This is a genomic window from Lonepinella koalarum (assembly GCF_004565475.1).
Taxonomy (GTDB): Bacteria; Pseudomonadota; Gammaproteobacteria; order Enterobacterales; family Pasteurellaceae; genus Lonepinella; species Lonepinella koalarum.
The window spans coordinates 526,880-553,479 of record NZ_SRHX01000001.1 but is presented as its reverse complement, the minus strand read 5'-3'; the positions used below and the strand labels follow the sequence as shown (position 1 = coordinate 553,479).

Sequence of the window (26,600 nt, the reverse complement as noted above, 5' to 3'; positions counted from 1 at the left end):
TGGACCGTGTCTCAGTTCCAGTGTGGCTGGTCATCCTCTCAGACCAGCTAGAGATCGTCGGCTTGGTAGGCCTTTACCCCACCAACTACCTAATCCCACTTGGGCTCATCTTATGGCATATGGTCTTACGATCCCATACTTTAATCTTTCGATATTACGCGGTATTAGCTACAGTTTCCCGTAGTTATCCCCCTCCATAAGCCAGATTCCCAAGCATTACTCACCCGTCCGCCACTCGTCAGCAAGAAAACAAGTTTTCTTCTGCTACCGTTCGACTTGCATGTGTTAAGCCTGCCGCCAGCGTTCAATCTGAGCCATGATCAAACTCTTCAATTTAAGTTCGATCGCTCAATAAACTGCTTGCTTCAAATCATTTAATGAATTTTAAGTTAAGCACCTATTAAGACTTCAAGTTTTTAAAATTTTTTAAACCGAAATCAATCAACAAGTGCCCACACAGATTGTCTGATAAATTTTTAAAGAACAAATCGCTATTTTAAAGCGAAAATAAAACGACACACTGTTTGATTTTCAATTTTCACAACAGCGTGTCGTTGTGTGGGGCGTATTATAGAGATCTTAGAATCCTTTGCAAGTGTTTTTTTGCAAAAAATGTAAAATCTTGTTTGAGTGTTTATATTTTAAACGTCAAGCTGTATAAGACGACTAAAACCCCAATCCTTTAACACCTTTTCTTTCTGTTCAAAATCTATTGGTCTTTGGGTGCAAAAGGCTAAATTTTCAGCTTGTTCATCATCTACATCAGGCAATAAACTCGCTACGCGATTGGCTATGCCTTCTGCGGGATCAACGAAGTATTTCACTTGCGGTAATAATTGCTGTAATTCCTCTTTCACCAAAGGAAAATGCGTACAACCTAAAATCACCGTATCAAGTGCGGTGTTTTTTTGCCAAGGTTTTATTTCATTGGCTAAACGGGCTAAATCCAATTTGCCCGTTTGCTGCTTTTGCTCTGCCATTTCCACCAACGCCGTTGAACCGATTTTTTCTACGATGCAATCCTGAGCATATTTTTCAATCAGCTCTTTTACATAAGCTCGCTCTACCGTGCCTTTGGTCGCCAATAAGCCAATGACTTTTGTTTGCGATAATTTGGCAGCAGGCTTGATAGCAGGCACTGTTCCTACCACGGGAAAAGCAAATTTGGCTCGTAAGGCTGGCAATACCACTGTGCTGGCAGTATTGCACGCCACCACAGCCATATCAATGGTAAATTGCTCGGCTAATCTCCCCACGATTTTTTCCGCACGCTCAATTAATAAGGGCGTGGATTTTTCCGAATAGGGAAAAAAGGCGTTGTCCAAGCAATACAAATAGCGTGCATTGGGAAAACGCTCACGCACGGCATCATAGATAGTTAAACCACCCATGCCTGAATCATATAAAAGTATCGTTGTCATAAAATCGCCTCAAAAAGCACCGCACTTTAAGCGTTACTATATATTTCTTTATTATTTAACCAGCGTTTAATCAAGGCATCTGCCACATCGGGGTATTTCACAATCAGTTGTTTGGCATAATGTTGCACCGTCGGGATCATCTTGCGATCTCGCATTAAATTGGCTACTTTAAATTCCGCTACACCGGTTTGTTTAGTGCCTAGCACTTCCCCCGGCCCCCTAATTTCTAGATCACGTTCGGAAATCACAAAGCCATCTTGGCTATCTCGCAACACTTGCAGGCGTTTTTGCGAAATTTTGCCCAACGGCGGTTTATACATTAGCACGCAAAACGAAGCGGTGCTACCACGCCCCACTCGCCCACGCAATTGGTGCAACTGCGACAATCCCAAACGTTCGGCATTTTCAATAATCATCAGACTCGCATTGGGGACATCTACCCCCACTTCAATCACCGTGGTTGCCACCAACAAATCCAATTCCGCCTCTTTGAACGATTGCATAATCCCTTGTTTTTCCGCTGGTTTTAAGCGTCCGTGCACTAAGCCAATACGCAATTGTGGCAAGGCATTCCGCAAATCTTCCGCAATGGCTTCGGCTGCTTGGGCTTCTAATACTTCGCTTTCATCAATCAGGGTACAGACCCAATAGGCTTGGCGTTTTTCTGCCGTACAGGCATGATGCACCCGTGCCACAATTTCCGCTCGGCGTTCTTCGGACATCACGACCGTGGTAATTGGCGTTCTCCCTGGGGGCAGTTCGTCAATAATGGAGGTGTCAAGATCCGCATACACCGTCATTGCCAGCGTTCTCGGAATCGGGGTCGCCGTCATAATTAACTGGTGCGGATAAAAGCCCGCTTTTTCGCCTTTTTCTCGCAACATTAGGCGTTGATGCACGCCGAAACGATGTTGTTCATCAATAATTACTAAGGCTAAGTTGGCAAATTCTACATCCTGTTGAAATAAAGCGTGCGTTCCCACCACCATTTGCACCACCCCTGTTTGGATTTTCTCAAGTTCTGCAGTGCGAGCTTTGCCTTTCACCTTGCCGGCTAACCAACCCACTTCAATACCTAACGGTTCAAACCAACGGCGGAAATTTTGGGCGTGTTGTTCGGCTAAGATTTCTGTGGGTGCCATTAACGCTACCTGTTTACCATTATCAATTGCCAACAAAGCAGCAAGAGCTGCCACTAAGGTTTTGCCCGATCCTACATCGCCTTGCACTAATCGCATCATGGGGTGATCTAAGGCTAAATCTTGTTCAATATCCGCCGTCACTCGCTGTTGAGCGTTAGTCGGCTGAAACGGTAATTGTGCTAAAAATCGTTGTTTTAAATCGGTATAATAGTGCAACGGCAAAGCATAATGTTGTTGCGTCCCCAAACGGACTTTTTGCATTGCCAAATTATGCGCCAATAATTCTTCAAAAATTAATCGCACTTGGGCTGGGTGTTGCCCCTTTTCTAGCATTTCTAACGAAATATCCGGCGGTGGACGATGTAAAAAGCGAATGGCATCTTTTAAACTAAAAGGATTAGGATTAAATTCATTAGGCAAAATCTCAACAATTTGAATTTTATCCAATAATTCAAGAGCTTGATCAGTGAGTTTACGTAAGGAAGTTTGTTTTAGCCCTTCAGTCGTGGCATAAATCGGCGTAAGTGTTTCATCTAATTGCAACGGCTGATTATCTCGAATAATCTGGTATTCGGGATGATGAATTTCAGCCATAAACCGCCCACGTTTCACTTCGCCAAAGGCTTTGACACGGCTACCCAGTTGAAAGCTGTTTTTCATTCCAGCGTTGAAATTGAAAAAACGCAACATGATTTTAGATGTACCGTCTGATAGGATTACGGTTAAAATAGGACGGCGACCAAACTGCACCTCGCAAGTTTGCACCACGCCTTCAATAGTCGCATATTGTTCAGGGCGAAGATCGGCAATGGGGGTAATGTGGGTGCGATCTTCATAACGAGTGGGTAAATGAAATAACAGATCCTGTAAATTATTGATCCCAAGACGGCTTAATTTGATAGAAACTGCTGTTCCAACACCCGATAAGGTAGTAAGTGGAACAGCATCAAGCAATTGCAAGCTCATCATTAGGATAACGCATTGATATTACGTTCAACACGAACAACACCAGCAACATGTTGCAGTTTACGGATAATTTTAGCTAAATGTTTAGTATTTTGCGTGGTTAGTACTAATATTGCAAAGCTACTCTGACCGTCTTCTTCGGTCCAAACACTATGCAACTGACTTTGCATCACTGCTAATGCAGCGATGATTAAACCGAGCGCTTGCTGTTCTCGCATTTCAATCCGTAATTCCACTTCAAAATTCTGATTGGTCACATAATCAACCCAATCAACCACCGAAAAATGCCCTTGATGACAAGTTAAGGTCGCACAACTTTTATGATGAATAACCAATCTATTATGTTCATCTTCATAAGCACAAATCGGATCTCCCCAAACCGGATGACAACAATTTGCTAAAATACGTACTTTGCTAGATTGAAACGAAACTGCGGTCTGATCTTCAAGACTTTTTAACTCTTGACGAATCTTAGATCTCGCTCTTCCCGTTACCACAGAATTCAACCAATTTTTTTGTGGACTTGCCTTATTTGATGTAAGAATATCCACGGTTTGTCCCGAAGATAACGGCTGAGAAAGCGGATAATCTATGCGATCAACTTTTGCCCCCACACATTTATTGCCAATATCCGTATGCACCGCATAGGCAAAGTCAATGGCGGTCGCCCCTTGCGGTAGCTCAATAATCCGTCCTTTCGGCGTAAACACATAAATTTCATGGGAAAATAAATCGGATTTCACGCTTTCAATAAATTCAAAAGAATTACCCGCACTTTGCTGTAAATCAATTAAACTTTGTAACCAGCGTTGCGCTTTAATTTGAGCGGTCGTGGTATCATTTTTGCCATCTGCTTTATACACCCAATGAGCGGTAATCCCCATTTCCGCCATACTATCCATTTCTTCGGTACGGATTTGGATTTCCACTAACACACCTTTCGGTCCAATAGTAGAAGTATGCAGGGCTTGATAACCATTGGCTTTCGGCACAGCAATATAGTCTTTAAATTGTCCGGCTCTTGGTTTATATAAACTATGCACAATACCAAGCGTCCGATAACATTCATCTACTGTATTGACCACAATACGGAAATCATAAATATCTAAAATAGAACGAAATTCTTGCTCTCGTTGTTTCATATTTTGATAAATATAAAACAACGGCTTTTCCCTACCAAACACACGAGCAGCAATGGGTACTTTTTGCAAGCGAGTTTGTAACTCGTCTAAAATCGGTTGAATTAATTCTTGATGACGGCTGCGCGCTAGTTGAATGACTTTTTGTAACACTGCATAACGTTGCGGGTGCATAGCTTGAAAACAGAGATCTTCCAACTCGTTTTTAACATGTTCAATGCCTAAACGGTGAGCCAACGGACTATAAATTTCTAGCGTTTCTTTCGCAATACGACGACGTTTATCGGGACGTAATGACCCTAACGTTCGCATATTATGGGTTCGGTCAGCAAGTTTAATTAACACCACTCGAATATCTTTCGTCATGGCTAAAATCATTTTACGGAAACTTTCCGCTTGAGCTTCCTGACGAGTACGAAATTTGAGCTTATCTAATTTTGATACGCCATCCACAATTTCCGCCACACTTTTACCAAAAGCGGCTGTAAGCTGTTCTTCCGTATAAGGTGTATCTTCGATCACATCATGCAATAACGCTGCCATCACAGCTTCGTGATCTAAATGCATTTCTGCAATAATGCAAGCTACCGCCACAGGATGGGTAATATAAGGCTCACCGCTAGAACGAAATTGTCCTTGGTGACCATCTTTTGCCATAAGAAAGGCACGTTTAATTAACTCAATTTGTTCAGTAGGTAAATATTCCTGAATAATTTTTTCTAACGGTTCAAAATAAAGCATATTTACTTATCTCAAATTTCAAACAGCGAGCCTCATAACATGGCAAATGAGCACATTTATTCCATTACAAATGCTGTCGCTTGATTTTCTTTTTCGCCATAAGAAAACGCGTCTTGACGTTCTTGAGCATTCATAATCTCATTATTAATCAAGCCTTTTTCAATTTCTCTTAAAGCAATCACGGTAGGTTTATCATTTTCTTCCGGCACCAAAGGTTCAGACTGATTTAACTGCAATTGTCTTGCACGACGAGATGCTGTTAAGATCAAATCAAAACGATTACCAATTTTTTCAACTGCATCTTGTACAGTAACACGAGCCATATTCTACTCCAATAATAATTAACATTTTTTCAATAAAAGGGCAAACATAATACTAAACTGCACACTATTTTGCTAGTAATTCATGAATTAAGCCTTGATTTTCCTGTTTTTGATAGCCTAATCTGAGTTTTTCCGCTCGCAAAATACTTTTTAAATCCGTCAAAGCTTGCTCAAAATTATCATTCACAATCACATAATCATATTCATCATAGTGGGATATTTCATCCATAGCCTTTGACATCCGTTGCACAATCACCTCTTCACTATCTTGTCCACGTCCAATTAAACGGCGTTCCAGTTCTTGCAAGGATGGGGGTAAAATAAAAATACTTTTTACTGACTGCACCTTTTGCCGAATTTGTCTCGCCCCTTGCCAATCAATATCTAAAAACACATCAATCCCTTGGCTAAGATTTTTTTCAATTGCCGGCAAAGACGTACCATAATAGTTGCCTCCAAAAACCTTGGCATATTCTAAAAATATTCCTTGTTCAATTAGACTTTCAAACTCTGATACCGACACAAAATAATAATGTATGCCATCGGTTTCACCCAGTCGTGGTTGGCGTGTGGTGTGAGAAATAGACAGCATCATTTTTTTCTGCTGATCTTGTGCTAACAACGCTGAAATTAATGATGATTTTCCCGCTCCACTAGGTGCTGACAAAATATACAAATTTCCTTGTGACATAATTCCCCCCCGATAAACTGACCCCATTTTTTATTATGCATGGAAACAAACTAAAAAGCATTATAATTTATGAATGCAATTCAATACAATAACTAGAAAATTTGACTTAGATCACAAAAAGTTTATCCTCTCTTTTATAACTGTTATTTCGTTATTCATAAAAATCATGCTATAATCCATGATCGACAGGTAGTTGACTTTTGTAAGCAATGAACTGTATGACTTTTGTTTAACTTTAAATATAGGTGAAAATCTTATGGCAATTAAAATTGGTATTAACGGCTTCGGTCGTATCGGTCGTATCGTATTCCGTGCAGCACAACAACGTTCAGACATTGAAGTTGTCGGTATCAACGACTTAATCGACGTTGATTACATGGCTTACATGTTAAAATACGATTCAACTCACGGTCGTTTCGATGGTACTGTTGAAGTGCGTGACGGTAAATTAGTGGTAAACGGCAAAGAAATCCGTGTGACTTCTGAGCGCGATCCAGCCAACCTAAACTGGGGTGCTATCGGTGTTGACATCGCTGTTGAAGCTACTGGTTTATTCCTAACTGACGAAACAGCTCGTAAACATATCACTGCGGGTGCGAAAAAAGTCGTTTTAACAGGTCCATCCAAAGACAACACACCAATGTTCGTAAACGGTGTAAACTTCAACGATTATAAAGGTCAAGACATCGTGTCTAACGCTTCTTGTACCACTAACTGTTTAGCACCGCTTGCTCGTGTTATCCACGAAACTTTCGGTATCAAAGACGGTTTAATGACCACCGTTCACGCCACCACTGCAACTCAAAAAACCGTTGACGGTCCATCTGCTAAAGACTGGCGTGGTGGTCGTGGTGCGTCTCAAAACATCATTCCATCTTCAACAGGTGCTGCAAAAGCGGTGGGTAAAGTATTACCTGCATTAAACGGCAAATTAACTGGTATGGCATTCCGTGTTCCTACTACCAACGTTTCTGTGGTTGACTTAACGGTAAACCTTGAAAAACCAGCTAAATACGAAGAAATCAAACAAGCGATTAAAGATGCGGCTGAAGGTAAAACCTTCAATGGCGAATTAAAAGGCGTGTTAGGTTATACTGAAGATGCAGTAGTTTCTACCGACTTCAACGGTGCTGTTGAAACTTCTGTATTCGATGCAGATGCAGGTATCGCATTAACGGATACTTTCGTGAAATTAGTGTCTTGGTATGACAACGAAACTGGCTACTCTAACAAAGTATTAGACTTAGTTTCATTGGTGCATAACTATAAAGGTTAAGAACAAAGGCTAATTTTATTAGCATTTGAAAGAAACCCAATCACGCAGGTGATTGGGTTTTGTTTTGTTCAACCACCCCCAAAACAAACCAAAAACAGCTGCCTTTGTTTTCTTGGCTTTCGATGTTTAATCGGGTGTTGTGTTGTTGTAGGGCGTGTTTGACGATGGCAAGTCCCAAGCCGCTGCCGCCGGTGGTGTGGGAGCGGGCGGGGCCTACTCGATAGAAGCGTTCGGTTAGGTGGGGGAGGTGTTGGGGGGCGATGCCTATGCCGTTGTCGGTGACGGAGAAGATGGCGTGTGGGGTGTTTGCGGTGGTTTTATTTGTTGTTTGATTAGTGGCTTGATTCATTTTCCAGCTAATTTGAATATGGCTGTGTTCGCCTGAATGTTTAATGGCATTATAAATTAAATTCGCCACGGCACTTTGTAATTGGGTTTCTTCGCCTAATACATATAAGTCAGGTTCAATATTAAACTCAATGCGTTGTTGTTCTGTTTTTAAAAGTGCGGTGTTTTTTTGTAGAGATAATATAATCGCTGACATATTCACGGGGTGATGTTGTTTATTATCGGCAGTTTCTATTTTCACTAACAAGGATAATTGTTGGAGTAATTTGGTCATGCGTTGTGTTTGTTCTTTTATGGCGTGCAAGGCTTTTTGTTGCAATTCGTTAGCGTTTTCAAATTCTAATAATTCAATATAACCTTGTAACACGGTAAGTGGTGTTCTTAATTCATGATTTAAATTGGTTAAAAAGGTTTGGCGAATGCTTAATAAGCTAATAAATTGCGTGACATCTCGGGCTAAAATTAAATAGGTTTTTGCGGAGTAGAGATTCACCGTGATTTCAATATAACGCTGATTATTGGTGAGTATCACTAAAGGGCGTTTATAATGTTGTTTTTGAAAATAGGTTTTAAATTCAGGGTAAAAAATAATGGTAAAAATGTTCTTTTCCACTTTTTTATGCCAATAAAAATCAAATAATTGTTGAGCATGTTGATTAGACCATAATATGTCGCCCTTTTCGCCACACACCATAATGGCTTCTGATAAAAATTGCACATTACGATTTAAGCGGGATAATAAACGTAAACTTTTCATTTTTTCTCGCCGTGCTTGATTATTATAATAGGTGAGTGTCGGCGATAAGGTTTCAAATTGGGTTAAGGGTTTTATGGTTTCATTTTTGGGTTGTAATGTTTTTAATAAACGCCATTCCATATAATGATGCCAAATTAATAACAGCACCAATATGATTGCTAGCCAAGTCCAAAAATCCTGTGCAAAAAGGCTAAATAAATAGGCAATGGATGCTGCAAGGATTAATTCAAATAACAGGCTTTTAATTGATGTTTTTATTTTGGTCATATTTTCACCTTAGTCATTAATCTGGCTAGAAAAACGATACCCCATACCCCGCACCGTTTGAATATATTTATCCAATTGATAAGGGGCAAGGCAATGGCGTAAGCGTTTGATATACACATCCACGCTGCGTTCTTCTAAATAAATATTATTACCCCAAATAAAATCTAATAATTGTTCACGGCTATAGACTTTTTCTTTATTGTGCATGAAGAAATCCAATAATTTAAATTCCGTGTGGCTTAAAGTGATTTCTTGCTGTTGATAGGTCACTCTTTTAGCATCTTGATCTAATCGCAAGCCGTCAATGTCAATAATGCGATGATTTTTTTGATAAATACGTCTTAATAAGGCTTCTATGCGGGCTAATAATACTTTTGGGGAAAAGGGTTTGGTGATGTAATCGTCTGCCCCTTCGCTTAAGCCTAGCACACAATCTTGTTCGCCGCTGCGAGCGGTGAGCATAATCACGGGGATAGACTGCATGTCAGGGTGTTTTTTTAAATATTGAATAAATTGGATCCCCGAACGCCCTGGCAACATCCAATCTACTAAAATCAACTGCGGTTTTTCTGCCATTTTTTTCACCGCGGTTGGGTAATCAGGGGCTTCAATCACGTCAAATTGTTGCTGTTTTAAAAACAACACGAGCATTTCACGAATCGCTCGTTCATCTTCCACCACCAGAATTTTTGCTGTTTTTTCTGCCATAATTTACCCTATTTGTTTATTAGCCTACACGCCCTTGAATATAATCTGCCGTGCGTTGGCATTGGGGTTGATTAAAAATACGCTGGGTGTCGCCAAATTCCACTAATTCGCCTAAATACATATAGGCGGTATAATCAGAGCAACGAGCGGCTTGCTGCATATTATGGGTGACCATTGCCACGGTATAATCCTGTTTCAGCTCATCAATTAAGGCTTCCACTTTCATGGTAGAAATAGGATCTAACGCAGAGCATGGCTCATCTAATAATAACACTTCAGGTTTTAAAGCAATGCCACGGGCGATACATAAACGTTGTTGTTGACCGCCTGATAAACTTTCGCCACTTTGGCTTAATTTATCTTTCACTTCATGCCATAATGCCGCCTTGCTTAACGCCCATTCCACCCGTTCATTCATCTCGGCCTTGGGCAATTTTTCAAATAGGCGAATGCCAAAAGCAATATTATCATAAATGGACATGGGGAAAGGGGTAGGTTTTTGAAAAATCATGCCGACTTTTGCTCGAATTAAGGCAATATCTCGCTGGCTGGTGAGTAAATTTTCGCCGTCTAAATTAATTTCACCCGTGGCATGTTGTTGTTTATATAAGGCAAACATTTTATTTAAACTGCGTAACAAGGTGGATTTCCCACAGCCAGAAGGCCCAATAAAGGCGGTCACTTTATGGCGAGCAATGCGTAAATTGATATTTTTTAAGGCATGAAAATCGCCATAATAAAAATTTAAATTTTTTACTTCAATTTTGGTTTGTTCTAAGTTAATCATAATGTTTCCTTTATTTACGTTTTATTTTTTCCGACATTTATTTTTTTCTGCAATATAGCCGAACTAGAATATTAATGCTCAACACAAAAACAGCAATTAAGGTTGCTCCAGCCCAAGCTAATTGCTTCCAATCTTGAAAGGGGCTGGCGGCATATTGATAAATCACCACGGGCAGATTTGCCATGGGTTCATTCATATTCCAACTGGTAAATTGATTGGACAACGCGGTGAATAATAAGGGGGCGGTTTCCCCTGCAATGCGAGCAATGGCAAGCAATATGCCCGTGAGTATGCCTGATTTGGCACAACGATAGCAGATCATCACAATCACATACCAACGTGGACAACCCAAGGCAATGGCGGCTTCTCGCAAATGATTCGGCACTAAACTAAGCATGTTGTCTGTGGTGCGAATCACAATGGGAATTAGGATCACTGCCAAAGCAAATGCCCCTGCCCAGCCTGAATAATGGTTTACATTGGCGACATAAATGGCATAAATAAATAAGCCAATAATAATGGACGGGGCGGACAGTAAAATGTCATTTAAAAACCGCAAACCTGCGGCAAACTTGCCGCCTTGTCCATATTCCGCTAAGTAAGTACCAGCCAACAAACCCACTGGCACGCCAATAATCACGGCGAAAAATAAGATTAAGCCTGAGCCTAAAATGGCATTGGCTAAACCGCCTTTTTGTGCAGGTGCGGGCGTGTTGGCTGTAAATAAATCAAGAGATAAAGCAGGAATGCCATGATAAATTAAGGTGGCAAGAATCCAGCCTAACCAAAACACCCCAAACACCACGGCAATGGTGGATAAACTTAACATCAATGCGTTAAGGGATTTTCGCCAATAAAAACGTGATTGTTGCAGATTATTCATCTTTTCTTCCCTTCTTTTTTCAGCATGCGATTGATCATTAACCTTGAGCAAATTAACACCAAGGTGGTAATCAAAAACAAGGTTAAGCCAATTTCCATTAAGGCGGATTTTTGCAATCCCCCCGCTTCATTAAATTCATTGGCAATGGCGGAAGCAATAGAAGTAGTGGACGAAAAAATCGAATCAGGCAAGCGGAAACTGTTGCCAATCACAAAGGTCACTGCCATGGTTTCCCCTAAGGCACGCCCTAAACCTAACATAATGCCACCTACTACGCCCGTTTTGGTGTAGGGCAACATAATTTTCCACACCACTTCCCAAGTGGTCGCCCCCAAAGCGTAAGCGGATTCTTTTAAAATCGGCGGCACCACCGCAAACACATCTCGCATCACCGAAGCGATAAAGGGAATACTCATAATCGCCAGCACCAAGCCTGCGGTAAATAAGCCCATGCCTAAGGGAACGCCACTAAACAACACCCCAATTAACGGCGTTTGCCCTAAAATTTCGATTAAATAGGGTTGAATATGTTGTTGAAATAACGGCACAAACACAAACAACCCCCACATGCCATAAATAATAGACGGAATAGCTGCCAACATTTCCACTGCCAAGCCAATGGGGTGTTTTAACCACGGGGGAGCGAGTTCCGTTAAGAAAATGGCAATGCCTAAGGAAACAGGAATGGCGATCAACAAGGCAATCAGGGAAGACAAAAGCGTGCCAACCATAGGAATTAACGCCGCATACTGTTCTTGCACGGGATCCCATTCCGCCGTCCATAAAAACGCCATGCCAAAATGACGGAGCGATTGCCAACTGCCTATAAACAAGGAAAATAAAATGGCAATTAACAGCAACGCCGCCAACATGGCGAAAAACAGCGTGACGCCATGAAACCCATATTCTTGCCAAGGTTTCGTCAAGGTGATTTTTTTGCTATTTTGCATAGTCTCTCGCTTATTTGAGTTGGAACAAGGTGGAAAAATCCCACCTATTGCTCATGTTCAACAATATCATTACCAAAGATTACGCCCTTGATTGTCTTTCACTTCCGCACGCCATTGAGTTTGAATCTCTTGCACCACCGCATCAGGCAACGGCACATAATCTAGTTCTTCCGCAGACGTTTTTCCCTTATGAAACGCCCAATCAAAAAACTGCAACACCGATTGTGTCGCTTCGGGTTTTTCCGCATTTTTGTGGATTAAAATAAAACTCGCCGCGGTAATCGGCCAAGAATCAACGCCTGGTTCATTGGTCAACACCACGCCCATTCCCGGACTTTCCGCCCATTTAGCATGACTGGCGGCGGACATAAAACTGGCTTTAGAGGGTTGCACAAATTGCCCCGCTTGATTTTCTAACGCCACCCAAGGAAGCTGATTTTGCTTGGCGTAGGCATATTCCACATAACCAATGCTATATTTAATTTGTGCCACATACGCCGCCACGCCTTCATTGCCTTTGCCCCCTTGCCCCGTTGGCCATTTCACGGATTTCCCTTGCCCCACTTGGGTTGCCCAATCGGTGGAAACCTTGGATAAATAATTGGTCCAGCCAAAAGTTGTGCCTGAACTGTCGGCACGATGTACCACAATAATGGCTTTCGCTGGCAAGGAAAGGGTTGGATTTAATTGTTGAATCGCCTTGTCATTCCACTGCTGAATTTTCCCCAAGAAAATAGCCGCTAACACCTCGCCTGATAATTTCAGGGTGTCTCCTGCAATTTCAGGAATATTCACCACAGGCACGGTGCCGCCAATAATCGCAGGGAATTGCAATAATTGATGCTCCTGCAATAATTCCGCTTTCATAGGGTCGTCAGAGGCACCAAAATCAATGGTTTTCGCCATAATTTGTTGCTGCCCCGCCCCTGAACCAATAGATTGATAATTAACCTTGTTACCTGTTTCCGCTTCATATAACGCCGCCCATTTGGCATAAATCGGATAAGGAAAAGACGCCCCCGCCCCTGTAATGGTTTGGGAAGCCTGTGCGGTGGAAACGAGCAAACCGAGAGAGAATGCTAGTATAGATGACTTAACTATAGTTGATTTTAGGGTTGATTTTAACATAGGTTTCTCCTTATAGATTTTCAACATGGTTTAACCACGCTGAGCAGTATAAGGAAGAAATGTGACAATTTAATGACAAAGGGAAAAGATTGTAATAGATCAAACCCAATTAAGCATGATTGGATTTTGTTTTATATTTTGATTACGCAATAACGTAATCGTATCACAACATTGACATCCTCCCCACCCTAAAGGACGGGGATTCCTACTAGCTCCCCCTTTCGGGGGCTACTCTCGGTGGGTTCTTGTTGCTGACATCTAACGATATTCACTTCACAAGCTCTACGGGTATGTCCTACCCTGAATATGTCGTCATTGAGAAAGCCTAAGCATATCTCTGTTAACACGAATTGATTGTACTCAAATTTTGAGTAATTTTCTATTTTTATTTGTGCCGTAAAACACCGCCCTAAAGGGCAGTGTTTTACGGCACGATCAGATAAAAAATTTAAGGTCATTTTTATTGGCTCACTCACCTTGTTGCTTGCTGAACCACACTAAAAAGAGGTGGTACAATCAGATAAAAATCCAGTTAAACTCAATTCAATAGCACTTTACAAGCGTTAAAAAATCACTTATCATCTTAATAGGAATCATTTTTATTTCAAAAGGGTTCTTTTTGTGGCTGGCAAAGTTGCTCGCAGCATGATTGCATCAAGGTTTAACAACGAAATCATCTGAATTTAAGTCACTATAAGCCACTAAATAATCGTAAGCACGCTAAACATAATGCGGTGCTTTTTATCTATTTTTTATCTAAGGAGTTTTTCCATGCAAATCCCATTTAAACTCAGTGCTATTCTTATCGCTGGTAGTTTTGTACTTACTGCTTGTGGCTCATCCAGTTCTGGTGAACCAACTAAAATTGAAGAAAATAGCTTTGGTGTAAAAGTATCCACCTCTGCTCAAAAAGCAACGTTTGACACCATCACCGTTGATGGTCAAGAAATTCCATTAGCTGATGCAGAGTTAACTGCAACTCAAGGTAATCCAAACTCCGTTCACCCTGTCTTTGTAACAGATGCAAAAGGAGAACAAGTAGAGCGTTACAATATTAACGTTAAAGATGCGACTAAAATTGCTTCAATTGATAGTAATAATATTGGAACTGAAAGTGTTAACGCACACAGTTTTGAGTATGCCATCGTAGGTGCGGTTAAAACAGATAATGGTGAATATCTGTTTATTCAAGGCGAGAAAACACCAATTAATGAAATCCCTAAAACAGGTTCTTTCTACTACACTGGCGGTACATTACGTTTCGTAACAGCTGAAACTGTGGATAAAGGTAGCTTATTCCAAGAAACAGGTGTTCTCACTGGACGAATTGAAGCAACCGTTAACTTTGATGACAAAACAATTGATGGTTATATTCGCGATGCGGGTCGTAATGCAGAACAAGAGTTCTTTGAAGGTAAAATCTCAGGCAATGGATTTACCACCACTTGGACAGATGGCGACACGGGTAGCTTAAAAGGTAACTTCTATGGTGATGCAACCGAAATCGCTGGTGAATTTGAACGTTCCGATTCCTTTGGTGTATTTATTGCTGAACAAACTGCAACAGAATAATCCATATTACATCTCAACTTTTAAACCCCAGTTTGCTATGCTCACTGGGGTTAGAAACTGAAAGATAAAATCTATAAAATTCTATAAATATCTAAATAATTTAGTACAATCAGTTCCGTTGATTCTATGCTATAATTTCCAAAATGAACAAACTTCTTTCCATTGGTCAAGCGAGCAAGGTGCTTAGCGTAACCATACAAACGTTACGAAACTGGGATAAAAAAGGCTTGCTTAAGCCTGATGAGTTAACAAAAGGCGGTGATCGCCGCTATAAACTTGAAACGCTCAAAGCGATTAACCATAATATTGTTTTTAATCGTGATGATTTGAAAACCATTGCTTATGCTCGAGTGAGTAGCCACGATCAAAAAGAAGATTTAGTTCGTCAAGTACAAATTTTAGAACTTTATTGTTCTAAACAAGGCTTTAATTATGAAGTTATTCAAGATTTAGCTTTTCAAAAATTTTTCCGAGACCTAAAACAAGGTAAAGTAAGCTATCCACAGTTTAAGAAAAAACGTGATAATGCTGGGAGCTACTACATTGGTGGCGATCAGGTTGTGTTATCTGACACCAATAAAAATTCTAAAAAATACAAGAAAATCATTACTGAATGTAACGCTCAATATCTAAAAGTGCCTAATCTTGGTTATGTTAAATTAAGCGAAAGATTAAGATTTTCTGGAAAAATCAATAGCGTAACCATTAGCCAAAATGGCGATAAATATTATGCATCATTTAGTGTATCCATTGCTGAAGAAAATTATCAGCCACAGCCTAAAACAAAATTAGGCTTAGGGATTGATGTGGGATTAAAATCTTTTGTAAGTTTATCTAATGGTTTAGAAATAAAATCACCTAAGCCATTAGCTAAACTTGCACGTAAACTTAAAACCAAAAGCAGACAATTAAGTAAAAAACAACACCCAAAAACCAAAGGTGAAAAAACGAAAAAGTCGGCGAATTATTTAAAAGCAAGTTTAAAACTAGCCAAATTACATCGGCGAATAGCAAATATTCGCAATAATTTTTCACATAAACTGAGTTCATCAATCATTAAACAGGCAGATTATATCTGTTTAGAAGATTTAAATGTAAAAGGAATGATGAAAAATCATCAATTAGCGAAATCTATTGCTGACGTGAGTTTCTATGAGTTTAGAAGACAACTTGAATACAAAGCAAAATATAATGGGAAACAGATTATTTTTGCAGATAGATTCTATCCAAGTTCAAAAACGTGTAGTCAATGCGGTTCAATTAAAAAAGAATTGAAATTAAGTGAGCGAATTTATTGTTGTGAACATTGCGGTGCGAAAATAAATCGTGATTATAATGCTTCAATAAATTTATTACGCTTAATGGAAAAACAAATAGGGCAAGTTCTGCCCGAATTTACGCCTATGGACTTGACGGCAATACAATCCGATTTAGCAATAAATCGGATTGTAACCAGCAAGGTTGAAGTAGGAATACAACAAAGATCCAATTTATAGCTTTTTATAGTTATTTATAGGATTTTGTAGGTTTGTAAGAACGGTATTTTAATGATTTATTCCTTATCATGATGCTAATAGAGCGGTCCAATCAGATAAACATCCTGTCAAATTCCATTCAATAGCGCTTTACAAGTTTTAAAAAATCACTTATCCTTTTAATAGGAATCATTTTTATTTTAAAGAGATTCTTTTATGTGGTAAGCAACGTTGCGAGCAATGTTATTATGTTATTGCATCAACGTTTAACAATGAAGTCATCTGACTTCAGTCACTAAGTAAGCTAGCACGCTAAACTCGAAGCGGTGCTTTGCTATCTATTTTGTAATTATCCTAAGGAGTTTTTCTATGCAAAACCCATTTAAACTCAGTGCTATTGTAATCGCCTGTGCTCTTGCCCTTTCAGCTTGTAGTTCATCTTCTAGTGGGGATGGTTCAAATGTTACCCCAACCCCACCAGAAACCAGTACCCCTGATAACAGTACCCCTGATAACAGTAACCCTGATAACAGTAACCCTGATAACGGTACTCCTGATAACGGTACCCCTGATGACAGTACCCCTGATAACGGTACCCCTGATGACAGTACCCCTGATAACGGTACCCCTGATAACAGTACTCCTGATACTACCTCCTATGTCGTACCAGAAGGCATTGCTAAAAATAGCTTTAATGCAAACACATCTGTGTCATATGATACCGCTAATTTTGACAAAATCACCGTTGACGGTGTTGAAATTCAGTTAAGTGAAGCAACCACAAAAATTGCGGCGGGCAATCCAAACTTTGTGCACAGCGTGTACTATACTGACAAAGGTGAAAGCAATGGTACAAACTCTAGCTTAAACTTTACGGGGGCAAATGTGATTACGTCTCAACGTAAAAGCGATATCTCTGATGCATCTTATGAATTTGCCAATGTCGTCGCGGGTGCAGTGGTAGCAGGTGATAATCAGTATCTGTTTGTGCAAGGTACACCAACTGAATTGACTGCCGTCCCAACTGGGGGCACAGCAACATACAACGGTGGCTTCCTACGCTTTGCAGGTAGCATTGCTGACAACTTATTCCAAGAATCTGGTGCGATTACGGGTAACTTCACTGCAGAAGTTGACTTTGATGCTAAAACCATTTCAGGGCAAATCCGTAATGGTAATGGTGCACCAACAACTGTTGCGCAAACATTTGAAGGTGATGTATCAAGCGAAGGTTTCACCGCTCAATGGACCGATGGCGATACAGGCGATGGCTTAAAAGGTAACTTCTACGGTTCAACAGCCGAAGAAGTCGGTGGAACATTTGAACGTTCTGATTCCTTCGGGGTATTTGTTGGTAAGCAATAATAACTTCTTATCACTCCTCGTTGTTTAAATCCCCACCCCAGCTTGTGTTGCTCGCTGGGGTGTTTTGATCGTATGTATCTGCTGGCGTAACTGTTCAGTTATTGAAATGGCTAGCCCCTAGAATAGGGTAGTTAATGCCAATACCCATAGAATACTCAATACAGGTCCGAGTAATCCGATAATGATCCCTCCCAAGCGGAATTCCGATTGTGGAATCAAGCCTGTACTGAATGCGATGGCATTCGGTGGTGTTGAAACCGGCAGAAATAATGCACAGGAAGCACTTAAACCAATCACTAACGGCAATATTGACGGATCTATATCAGTGTGACCAACCATTGTCAGTAGGGAAACGCCGATAGGAATTAAAATGGTTGTTGCTGCCGTATTACTCATAAAATTAGATAAAAGCACGGTAATAAAGCCAAATAAAACCAGTAGCATCACAAAACTGAGCTGAATATGGCTGATTTGCTCAACAAAGTGAGAGGCAATTTGCTGTTCTTCGATCGCTAATCCCAACGCCAAACCACCGGCAACCAACATTAAGGTGTCCCAAGGCAGCTGACGAATATCTTTTTCATTAAGCACTCCCGTTATCGTTAAACCAACAATCGGAATACCTGACACCGCTGCCACAGGGATACCGATCCATTTGGAGGTCAACCAACAGAATAATGTGATTGATAAAATAATTAAAACAATTCCTTTATGCATTTTTTCCTGCGCACTGATTTCTGTTTTAGTGTTGGCGAGAAAATCAAAATCCAGCTTGTTTTGTTCAGCCACCTTATATTTTTTAATCAATACTTGCCAAAAAATAAATAATAAAAAAAATGCCAACGGCATACCGAATATCATCCATTCCAAAAATGAGATCGGATGTCCCATTTTTTCCAGTGCGCCTACTGCAATAGCGTTGGGTGCCGAACCAATAATTGTTCCCATACCACCCACCGAAGCGGCAGCTGGAATACCAAGTAATAATGCTCTAGATAAATTACCTCGTTGCTGCAAATTGGAGAAAAGCGGATTGATGGTTGCGATCATCATTGCCGTTGTTGCGGTGTTACTCATTAGCATTGACATGACTGCCGTAACCAACATCAGTCCCCATAGGACATTGCTTGGTTTATTCCCGAATTTCGGTAAAACCATTTTTAACAGCATAAAATCAAGTTTGGTTTTTTTCATCCCTTCCGCTAAGAAAAAACCGCCTAAAAATAGCCAAATAACACTATCTGACCAAGTTTGCAAATATTTCATTGCGTCATAGACTTCGCTTTTCCCCATAATCAAGACAAGAAAACCGATAATTAAAATACTAACGGAAAAGGGAGGAATAGCCTCTGTCACCCATAGGCCGATAGAAAAGAACAATAAAAATAACACGTAATTTTGTATTGTGGTAAAACTCGCACTAGACAATAACCATGTTAACCCTAATGCAAAAATGACCGAAAAACAAAAGAAAAACAGATTTCTATTAGGTGCCGCTCTTATTGATCGACAAAGCTGCTTAATCGCCATATGTATTCTCCAGTTGAAGCAATTGAATTGAATTTAATATTAATTATATTAGAAATATATTCGCAATAATGTGATCATATTCAAATAAATGGAAATTTCATTTTATTTATTTGCATGAATTGTAAATCCAAAGTGAATTTTGTTAAATTTAAGGGAGGATTATGTTATGCAATGTTAAATAACTAATTCATTTTTAACCTTTATTTACTCAATTCCAATCAACTTATGGGTTTGAATACTCAGTTGCCATTTGGGTTTATTTTGGCGTTGGTTAAGTAAGCCTAAATGTGTGATGGTTTGCAGTAGATTCATTTTGCCATTAATTTCACAAGGAGAAAGATAATAACCGTTGGCTTGAATTTTGCTTTCAATCAACTGGCAAAAATCTTGTACATTTTCATCTTGTTCATCCACCACAATACGGACTTCATGTGCAAACGGAATACAACGATTTTCGTATTTTTTGGCATACATAGCTTTAGGGCTGGTGGCAATATAATCAATTTGCGACGGAATGGCTTTTAAACCGTTGGTTTCAATAGCTAAAAAATAGCCGTCTGCTTTTAAACGATCTAATAATAAAGCAATGCCGACTTGAATAGTGGGTTCACCACCGGTGATAATAATATTCTTCACTGAAAAAGACCGCACTTTTTGTAAGATTTGGCTCAAACTCCATTGCTCAAATTGGTTGTAATTGGTATCACACCAAGGGCAAGCCAGATTACATTTGCCGAACCGTACAAAAATACTTGGCATGCCTGTATTTGCCCCCTCTCCCTGTAGGCTTTCGAAAATTTCGACAATGGGAAATTTGGGTTCATTAATTAACTGCACGACTATGATTCCCGATATTCACAAAAGGAAGTCGGCGTTTCCCATAGACGAATAGCAGAAATAGGTAACTCATTTTTTAATTGATTAAATATAAAACGAGCCATTTGTTCCGCCGTAGTACGCATCGGAATACCAAAGGTCTTTGAATCTAATTCATTGAGGAGATTAGCAATTTTACATTCTCTTGGACTGTTGGTGTCATAAATAAAAGCATGATCCATAGGATCTAAAATAGCTTTTTTTACCACGGTTTTGACATCAGTAAAGTCAATTACCATGCCTTTTTTGGCTCCGTTAGCGACCAAATCACCACTCACTTCTACTTGTAATTTGTAAGTATGTCCGTGCAAATTTTGGCATTTACCATCGTGACCGTCTAAAATATGTGCCATATCAAAACTAAATTCTTTAGAAACTTTAAACATTGTTATCCCCCTATTGATGTGGAATTTACCGAATTGTTACGCCCAATTTCGTTGGCATTTTTCACCGCACTTTTTAAGGCTAAATATTCATTTAACCCTTTGTTACGTAATTGACAACTCGGGCATTCGCCACAACCACCGTCAATACCTAAATAGCAAGTGTGGCTATGTTGTTGGACATAATCTAATGCATCAAGTTCATCGGCAAGCTGCCAAGTCTGGGCTTTGGTTAAATACATTAATGGTGTGATGATGCGGAAATTGTAATCCATGGCTAAATTTAAGGTCACATTCATGGATTTAATAAATATATCACGGCAGTCTGGATAACCGCTAAAATCTGTTTCACACACACCCGTGATAATATCGGTAATGCCTTGCCCTTTGGCGTAAATAGCCGCATACAGCAGAAATAACGCATTGCGACCATCCACCAAAGTATTCGGCACGCCATTGTTGCCCGTTTTAATTGGGCTGTCACTCATCATTGCATTGGCAGAGAAAATTTGCGTACTTTCCATATCAATTAGCGTTTGCTTGATCCCAAGATCTTGGCAAATCCATTGTGCTTTATCTAACTCAATAGCGTGGCGTTGTCCATATTTGAAAGTAATGGTTTCGAGATTTTGTTTACCGTATTGCTGAATGGCTTGAATTAAGCAAGTGGTGGAATCTTGTCCACCAGAAAAGATAACCACCGCTTTGCGGTCGTGATTTGGATTGAAAAGTTGCATTATAAGTCCTTAGTTTTTTAGCGTGGGAGGGTTGCGAACCACGGTTAATGTTTTATTGTGTAAAAGTGCGGTGCATTTTAGCAGAGATTTGGGAATTTGTCCTGAATTTCTCTCTGGTGAATAATGCAACATACCGAATTGAAAAAAGAAAAACAATGATAGAATGACGATTATTATTTGTAAAATAAGGAATTAATCATGCTGAAAAAACTACTTTTGGTGACGATGATTGGTCTGTCATTTTCCATCTCTATTTATGCCAATGAAATTGATGATCTGATGGTAAAAGCAGAACAAGGAGATGAGCAAGCTCTGTTTGATTTAGCTTTGAAATATTACCATGGTGATGGTGTAAAACAAGCTTATAAACAAGCAACATATTGGTATCAGCAGGCAGCGGAGCAAGGGGTTAGAAACTGAAAGATAAAATCTATAAAATTCTATAAATATCTAAATAATTTAGTACAATCAGTTCCGTTGATTCTATGCTATAATTTCCAAAATGAACAAACTTCTTTCCATTGGTCAAGCGAGCAAAGTGCTTGGCGTAACCATACAAACGCTACGAAACTGGGATAAAAAGGGCTTGCTTAAGCCCGATGAGCTCACAAAAGGCGGTGATCGCCGCTATAAACTCGAAACCCTTAAAGCGATTAACCATAATATAGTTTTTAATCGTGATGATTTGAAAACTATCGCTTATGCTCGAGTGAGTAGCCACGATCAAAAAGATGATTTAGTTCGTCAAGTACAAATTTTAGAACTTTATTGTTCTAAACAAGGCTTTAATTATGAAGTTATTCAAGATCTTGGTAGTGGAATGAATTACTATAAGAAAGGTCTAACAAAGTTATTAAATCTTATTTTAGACGGAAAAGTTAAACGCTTAGTTCTAACGCATAAAGATAGACTTTTACGTTTTGGTGCAGAATTGGTATTTTCGATTTGTGAAGCAAAAGATGTGGAAGTTATTATTATCAATAAAGGTGATGAAAATATTAAATTTGAAGAAGAACTCGCGAAAGATGTACTTGAGATTATTACCGTATTTTCAGCAAGATTATACGGTAGTCGTAACAAGAAAAATAAAAAATTGTTAGACGATATGCAAAAGGTAATGATTGAAAATGTCGGAGAATAATAACATTGTCAGTCTTTCTCATAAGATTGAAATTTATCCGAATAAGAAAGCTAAAACGCATTTTAGAAAAGCGTTTGGCTGTTCTCGTCTTGCCTATAATTGGGGATTAGCCAAATGGCAAGAATATTACAAACAAGGCATTAAAAAAACACATTTAGATTTAAAGAAAGAATTTAATGCGATCAAAAAAACTCAATTTCCTTTTGTGTATGAAGTCAGTAAATATGCCACGCAACAACCTTTCCTTAATTTGAATTTAGCTTTTCAAAAATTTTTCCGAGACCTAAAACAAGGTAAAGTAAGCTATCCACAGTTTAAGAAAAAACGTGATAATGCTGGGAGCTACTACATTGGTGGCGATCAGGTTGTATTATCTGACACCAACAAAAATTCTAAAAAATACAAGAAAATCATCACTGAATGTAACGCTCAATATCTAAAAGTGCCTAATCTTGGTTATGTAAAATTAAGCGAAAGATTAAGATTTTCTGGGAAAATCAATAGTGTAACCATTAGCCAAAATGGCGATAAATATTATGCATCATTTAGTGTATCCATTGCTGAAGAAAATTATCAGCCACAGCCTAAAACAAAATTAGGCTTAGGGATTGATGTGGGATTAAAATCTTTTGTAAGTTTATCTAATGGCTTAGAAATCAAATCACCTAAACCATTAGCTAAACTTGCAAGTAAACTTAAAACCAAAAGCAGACAGTTAAGTAAAAAACAACACCCAAAAACCAAAGGTGATAAAACAAAAAAGTCGGCGAATTATTTAAAAGCAAGTTTAAAACTAGCCAAATTACATCGGCGAATAGTCAATATTCGCAATGATTTTTTACATAAACTGAGTTCGTCAATCATTAAACAGGCAGATTATATCTGTTTAGAAGATTTAAATGTAAAAGGAATGATGAAAAATCATAAATTAGCGAAGTCTATTGCTGATGTAAGTTTCTACGAATTTAGAAGACAGCTTGAATACAAAGCAAAATATAATGGGAAAGAGATTATTTTTGCAGATAGATTTTATCCAAGCTCAAAAACGTGTAGTCAATGTGGTTCAATTAAAAAAGAATTAAAGTTAAGTGAGCGAATTTATTATTGCGAAGATTGCGGAGCGAAAATAGGTCGTGATTATAATGCTTCAATAAATTTATTACGCTTAATTGAAAAACAAATAGGGCAAGTTCTGCCCGAATTTACACCTATGGACTTGACGGCAATGCAATCTAATTTAGCAATAAATCGGATTGTAACCAGCAAGGTTGAAGTAGGAATACAACAAAAATCCCATTTATAGCTTTTTGTAGTTATTTATAGGATTTTATAGGTTTGTAAGAACGGGATTAAAATTACCTTGAATCTTTTAGCTTTTGTGATACGATAATATCACTGTCCATGCAATGGAAACATTATTGTGATCAAAAGTTTTAAACACAAAGGATTAAAACAGTATTTTGAAAAAGGCATTACTAAAGGGATTCAAGCCAATCATCAGCGTAAATTAGATGGTATTTTAGATTTGATTGATTGTGCGGAAAATGTGACAGAATTTATGCCTTTTTATCAATGCCACGAATTGAAAGGTAAGCGAAAGGGAATCTATGCAATGACGGTCAACGGCAATTGGCGGATTACTTTCGAGTTTACCAATGGCGATGCCTATATTTTGAACTATGAAGATTACCATTAGGGAGCATACTATGCGTAAACCAGCCCACCCCGGACAAATTTTATTAGACGGTTTTGTTGAACCCAATCAAATTAAAGTGAAAGATTTAGCGGAGCATTTAGGTTTTTCTCGTGAAACCCTTTCTCGTGTGTTGCACGGAAAAACACCGATGACGACAAATTTGGCTTTGCGGTTGGAAGAAGCTGGGATCAGTTCGGCAAGATTATGGCTGAATTTGCAAATAAAATACGATCTTTGGGAGTTAAAACAGCAACGAGCAGAACATGTTCGACCGTTTTATTTTGATGGAACAACGGCATTAGTATAATCGGTTGGAATAATATTCATTTTATGCCTTAGTTTTTTAGCGTGGGAGGGTTGCGAACCACGGTTGTTATTCATAATCTAAAAGTGCGGTACATTTTTATCCAAATGCAGAACGCAATATTTATCTTAAACTTTCCCCTCCGCGTTTTTAGCGAGCAGAGAAGAAAGTCAAAATAAAAATAAGATCGGGCATATGCAAAGAAAATTTAAACTAACTTATTCGCCACATCTAATAAATCCGCTTTAAACGGACGACGCATATTATCAATCGCATCAATAATATCATGATGCACTAATTTTTCGTTTTGAATCCCCACGCAACGTCCTTTTTCACCTTGAAGGAGTAAATCTACCGCATAAACCCCCATACGAGAAGCCAAAATACGATCAAAGGCTGACGGCGTTCCACCACGTTGAATATGACCTAACACGGTGGCACGCGTTTCATTACCCACACGCGCCTCAATATCTTTTGCCAATTGATGCACATCGGTGACTAATTCCGTAATCACGATCAAGGCGTGATTTTTACCTTTCGCAAAACTGCTTTCAATTTCTTGAATTAATTCTTCTTTGTTAAAGCCAATTTCCGCTGCAATGGCATATTCACAACCGCCTGCAATCGCCGCCGATAAGGTTAAGTCACTACAATGACGCCCCATAATTTCCACGATAGAAATACGATGATGTGAACTTGATGTATCACGTAAACGGTCAATACACACCACCGCCGTTTCTAATGCGGTTTGATAGCCAATGGTATAATCTGTACCCGGAATATCATTATCAATGGTTCCCGGTAAACCAATACAAGGAAAGCCATGTTCTTCAGTTAATAATTTTGCACCAGTATATGAACCATCTCCACCGATAACCACTAAAGCATCAATACCATGTGAACGTAAAACCTCGGCACATTCTGTACGCACGGCTGGATCTTTGAATTCTGGGAAACGTGCGGAACCTAAAAAAGTACCGCCTTTATTAATAATATCTGATACGCTATAACGAGTTAACTGTTTGATTTTATTTTGGTGTAAGCCACGATATCCTTCATAAATACCGTAAACATCTAAACCTTTATCTAACGCTGAACGCACCACCGCACGAATAGCGGCATTCATCCCCGGTGCATCACCACCACTGGTTAAGATTGCAATTTTTTTAATCATTTCTGTTACCTTTTATTAAATATTAAAAACCCGATAAATTTTTGCGAGCTAAGATTACACTATTCCCCTACTTGGCTCTAGTAAAATTTCGCAATTTGCACATAAAATTTGATCTAGTTAAATTTCTGTTTAGTTTGGTACGGATTGTGCTTTTGGCAATTCGCAACGCCAATCCCATTTTAACTGATGTAAACGCGCTATTTCTTTATCAATCGCATACTTCTTCAAATAACCTATTAATTTTATTTCCCCCATATTCGCTAATTTGCGTGATTGTGGAATTTTTAAGGAATATTGATATTGCACAAAGCCACAGCCTTGTACATCAGATGCCCGAGCCACTTCTAGTTGCCAATCATGTTGACTTACATTCGGCTCATAAATCACAAAAGCGTATAAAGTATCTTTTTCCGTTGTCAAATTAAAATACTTCACGTCATTATTGTCATACACTTTTTCTCTTAATTGAATGCGCTCTTGCAAAGACATATTTTGCACATTACGATCATGTAATAATTCCACCGAGCTTTTCCAGTCTTTACCACTTTCTTTGTTGGTAAAATAAACATAATGCACCATCGTTCCCAAATCTTGGGTTGATTTTAACACATAGTTTTTATTATTATGCTGAATTTGTTTTGGTACATTTAATTGAACCTGTTGTTCTGGTTCAGTTGATAATGGCTGTGTAACACAACCTGACAGCAATAAGATTGCCAAAAGTGCGGTGACAAAATTCCGATAGGAATTTTGAACGCCACTTGTGGCGGGGGCAAAGCCCCGAACAATCCTTTCAAGGATTGTAAGTAATTTTTTCATT

Annotated in this window: 26 protein-coding genes, 1 rRNA gene, 1 pseudogene and 2 riboswitches; of the genes and pseudogenes, 10 read left to right on the top strand and 18 right to left on the bottom strand. The window is 39.1% G+C overall.

Features of this window, described 5'->3' with window-relative positions:
• The 6 genes from E0709_RS02670 to gmk all read right to left on the bottom strand — a co-directional run.
• Positions 1 to 336, bottom strand: a 16S ribosomal RNA gene (locus E0709_RS02670); the annotation flags it as partial.
• A gap of 305 nt (positions 337 to 641) precedes the next feature.
• Entirely contained in the window at positions 642 to 1,421 is a 780-nt protein-coding gene (gene murI / locus E0709_RS02665) for a glutamate racemase (RefSeq protein ID WP_132300254.1), read from the bottom strand.
• Positions 1,422 to 1,447: 26 nt separating this feature from the next.
• Positions 1,448 to 3,529, bottom strand: coding sequence for an ATP-dependent DNA helicase RecG (gene recG, locus E0709_RS02660; RefSeq protein ID WP_132300308.1), 2,082 nt, complete (start codon positions 3,527 to 3,529; stop codon positions 1,448 to 1,450).
• 2 nt (positions 3,530 to 3,531) lie between these two features.
• Positions 3,532 to 5,409: a RelA/SpoT family protein gene (locus E0709_RS02655; RefSeq protein WP_132300252.1), complete on the bottom strand. Its 1,878-nt coding sequence runs from the start codon at positions 5,407 to 5,409 to the stop codon at positions 3,532 to 3,534.
• A gap of 56 nt (positions 5,410 to 5,465) precedes the next feature.
• Complete coding sequence (gene rpoZ, locus E0709_RS02650; RefSeq protein ID WP_132300250.1) at positions 5,466 to 5,732, bottom strand: DNA-directed RNA polymerase subunit omega; 267 nt, start codon at positions 5,730 to 5,732, stop codon at positions 5,466 to 5,468.
• A gap of 64 nt (positions 5,733 to 5,796) precedes the next feature.
• A complete protein-coding gene (gene gmk / locus E0709_RS02645; protein ID WP_132300248.1) occupies positions 5,797 to 6,423 on the bottom strand; it encodes a guanylate kinase in 627 nt (208 codons plus the stop codon).
• Between the two features lie 256 nt (positions 6,424 to 6,679).
• On the opposite strand from gmk, the gene gap reads away from it, so the two are divergent.
• Entirely contained in the window at positions 6,680 to 7,699 is a 1,020-nt protein-coding gene (gap, locus tag E0709_RS02640) for a type I glyceraldehyde-3-phosphate dehydrogenase (RefSeq protein WP_132300246.1), read from the top strand.
• 40 nt (positions 7,700 to 7,739) lie between these two features.
• On the opposite strand, the gene phoR is transcribed toward gap, so the two are convergent.
• The 6 genes from phoR to pstS all read right to left on the bottom strand — a co-directional run bounded on the left by phoR (position 7,740) and on the right by pstS (position 13,527).
• The gene (gene phoR / locus E0709_RS02635) at positions 7,740 to 9,071 is read right to left on the bottom strand and encodes a phosphate regulon sensor histidine kinase PhoR (protein WP_132300244.1); all 1,332 of its coding nucleotides are present in this window, start codon (positions 9,069 to 9,071) and stop codon (positions 7,740 to 7,742) included.
• Positions 9,072 to 9,080: 9 nt separating this feature from the next.
• The gene (gene phoB / locus E0709_RS02630; RefSeq protein ID WP_132300242.1) at positions 9,081 to 9,779 is read right to left on the bottom strand and encodes a phosphate regulon transcriptional regulator PhoB; all 699 of its coding nucleotides are present in this window, start codon (positions 9,777 to 9,779) and stop codon (positions 9,081 to 9,083) included.
• A 19-nt stretch (positions 9,780 to 9,798) separates the two neighbouring features.
• On the bottom strand, positions 9,799 to 10,566 hold the full coding sequence (gene pstB, locus E0709_RS02625; RefSeq protein WP_132300240.1) for a phosphate ABC transporter ATP-binding protein PstB: 768 nt from the start codon (positions 10,564 to 10,566) through the stop codon (positions 9,799 to 9,801).
• Positions 10,567 to 10,603: 37 nt separating this feature from the next.
• On the bottom strand, positions 10,604 to 11,449 hold the full coding sequence (pstA, locus tag E0709_RS02620; RefSeq protein ID WP_165867195.1) for a phosphate ABC transporter permease PstA: 846 nt from the start codon (positions 11,447 to 11,449) through the stop codon (positions 10,604 to 10,606).
• Complete coding sequence (pstC, locus tag E0709_RS02615) at positions 11,446 to 12,399, bottom strand: phosphate ABC transporter permease subunit PstC (RefSeq protein ID WP_132300238.1); 954 nt, start codon at positions 12,397 to 12,399, stop codon at positions 11,446 to 11,448. Before pstC ends, pstA begins: the two co-directional genes overlap by 4 nt.
• A gap of 69 nt (positions 12,400 to 12,468) precedes the next feature.
• The gene (gene pstS, locus E0709_RS02610; RefSeq protein ID WP_132300236.1) at positions 12,469 to 13,527 is read right to left on the bottom strand and encodes a phosphate ABC transporter substrate-binding protein PstS; all 1,059 of its coding nucleotides are present in this window, start codon (positions 13,525 to 13,527) and stop codon (positions 12,469 to 12,471) included.
• A gap of 771 nt (positions 13,528 to 14,298) precedes the next feature.
• On the opposite strand from pstS, the gene E0709_RS02605 reads away from it, so the two are divergent.
• The 4 genes and pseudogenes from E0709_RS02605 to E0709_RS02595 all read left to right on the top strand — a co-directional run bounded on the left by E0709_RS02605 (position 14,299) and on the right by E0709_RS02595 (position 17,939).
• Entirely contained in the window at positions 14,299 to 15,099 is an 801-nt protein-coding gene (locus E0709_RS02605; protein ID WP_165867194.1) for a transferrin-binding protein-like solute binding protein, read from the top strand.
• Positions 15,100 to 15,242: 143 nt separating this feature from the next.
• A pseudogene (locus tag E0709_RS12480) lies at positions 15,243 to 15,551 on the top strand (MerR family DNA-binding transcriptional regulator); the annotation flags it as partial.
• Positions 15,540 to 16,595 carry an RNA-guided endonuclease InsQ/TnpB family protein gene (locus E0709_RS02600; protein ID WP_243640843.1) on the top strand — a complete coding sequence of 352 codons (1,056 nt, stop codon included), beginning with the start codon at positions 15,540 to 15,542 and terminating at the stop codon, positions 16,593 to 16,595. The pseudogene E0709_RS12480 and the gene E0709_RS02600, both read left to right, overlap by 12 nt.
• A gap of 348 nt (positions 16,596 to 16,943) precedes the next feature.
• Positions 16,944 to 17,939: a transferrin-binding protein-like solute binding protein gene (locus tag E0709_RS02595; RefSeq protein WP_132300230.1), complete on the top strand. Its 996-nt coding sequence runs from the start codon at positions 16,944 to 16,946 to the stop codon at positions 17,937 to 17,939.
• Between the two features lie 117 nt (positions 17,940 to 18,056).
• On the opposite strand, the gene E0709_RS02590 is transcribed toward E0709_RS02595, so the two are convergent.
• From E0709_RS02590 to queC, 4 genes are all read right to left on the bottom strand, one after another.
• Complete coding sequence (locus E0709_RS02590; protein WP_132300228.1) at positions 18,057 to 19,469, bottom strand: SLC13 family permease; 1,413 nt, start codon at positions 19,467 to 19,469, stop codon at positions 18,057 to 18,059.
• A 204-nt stretch (positions 19,470 to 19,673) separates the two neighbouring features.
• A complete protein-coding gene (locus E0709_RS02585; protein ID WP_132300226.1) occupies positions 19,674 to 20,312 on the bottom strand; it encodes a 7-carboxy-7-deazaguanine synthase QueE in 639 nt (212 codons plus the stop codon).
• On the bottom strand, positions 20,309 to 20,731 hold the full coding sequence (gene queD, locus E0709_RS02580) for a 6-carboxytetrahydropterin synthase QueD (protein WP_132300224.1): 423 nt from the start codon (positions 20,729 to 20,731) through the stop codon (positions 20,309 to 20,311). Before queD ends, E0709_RS02585 begins: the two co-directional genes overlap by 4 nt.
• 2 nt (positions 20,732 to 20,733) lie before the next feature.
• Positions 20,734 to 21,465: a 7-cyano-7-deazaguanine synthase QueC gene (gene queC, locus E0709_RS02575; protein WP_132300222.1), complete on the bottom strand. Its 732-nt coding sequence runs from the start codon at positions 21,463 to 21,465 to the stop codon at positions 20,734 to 20,736.
• A 3-nt stretch (positions 21,466 to 21,468) separates the two neighbouring features.
• Positions 21,469 to 21,513: riboswitch (PreQ1 riboswitch) on the bottom strand.
• 150 nt (positions 21,514 to 21,663) lie between these two features.
• On the opposite strand from queC, the gene E0709_RS02570 reads away from it, so the two are divergent.
• The 5 genes from E0709_RS02570 to E0709_RS02550 all read left to right on the top strand — a co-directional run bounded on the left by E0709_RS02570 (position 21,664) and on the right by E0709_RS02550 (position 24,609).
• Complete coding sequence (locus E0709_RS02570) at positions 21,664 to 21,885, top strand: SEL1-like repeat protein (RefSeq protein WP_132300220.1); 222 nt, start codon at positions 21,664 to 21,666, stop codon at positions 21,883 to 21,885.
• Between the two features lie 82 nt (positions 21,886 to 21,967).
• Positions 21,968 to 22,606, top strand: coding sequence for an IS607 family transposase (locus tag E0709_RS02565; protein WP_132300218.1), 639 nt, complete (start codon positions 21,968 to 21,970; stop codon positions 22,604 to 22,606).
• Entirely contained in the window at positions 22,593 to 23,909 is a 1,317-nt protein-coding gene (locus E0709_RS02560; RefSeq protein WP_132300216.1) for an RNA-guided endonuclease InsQ/TnpB family protein, read from the top strand. Before E0709_RS02565 ends, E0709_RS02560 begins: the two co-directional genes overlap by 14 nt.
• Before the next feature lie 117 nt (positions 23,910 to 24,026).
• Entirely contained in the window at positions 24,027 to 24,302 is a 276-nt protein-coding gene (locus E0709_RS02555) for a type II toxin-antitoxin system RelE/ParE family toxin (protein WP_132300214.1), read from the top strand.
• A 10-nt stretch (positions 24,303 to 24,312) separates the two neighbouring features.
• Entirely contained in the window at positions 24,313 to 24,609 is a 297-nt protein-coding gene (locus E0709_RS02550; RefSeq protein WP_132300212.1) for a HigA family addiction module antitoxin, read from the top strand.
• A 22-nt stretch (positions 24,610 to 24,631) separates the two neighbouring features.
• Positions 24,632 to 24,676: riboswitch (PreQ1 riboswitch) on the bottom strand.
• A gap of 138 nt (positions 24,677 to 24,814) precedes the next feature.
• On the opposite strand, the gene pfkA is transcribed toward E0709_RS02550, so the two are convergent.
• Positions 24,815 to 25,780 carry a 6-phosphofructokinase gene (gene pfkA, locus E0709_RS02545; protein WP_132300210.1) on the bottom strand — a complete coding sequence of 322 codons (966 nt, stop codon included), beginning with the start codon at positions 25,778 to 25,780 and terminating at the stop codon, positions 24,815 to 24,817.
• Positions 25,781 to 25,909: 129 nt separating this feature from the next.
• Positions 25,910 to 26,599 carry a 6-phosphofructokinase gene (locus tag E0709_RS02540; protein ID WP_228777405.1) on the bottom strand — a complete coding sequence of 230 codons (690 nt, stop codon included), beginning with the start codon at positions 26,597 to 26,599 and terminating at the stop codon, positions 25,910 to 25,912.
• Position 26,600 lies beyond the last annotated feature (1 nt).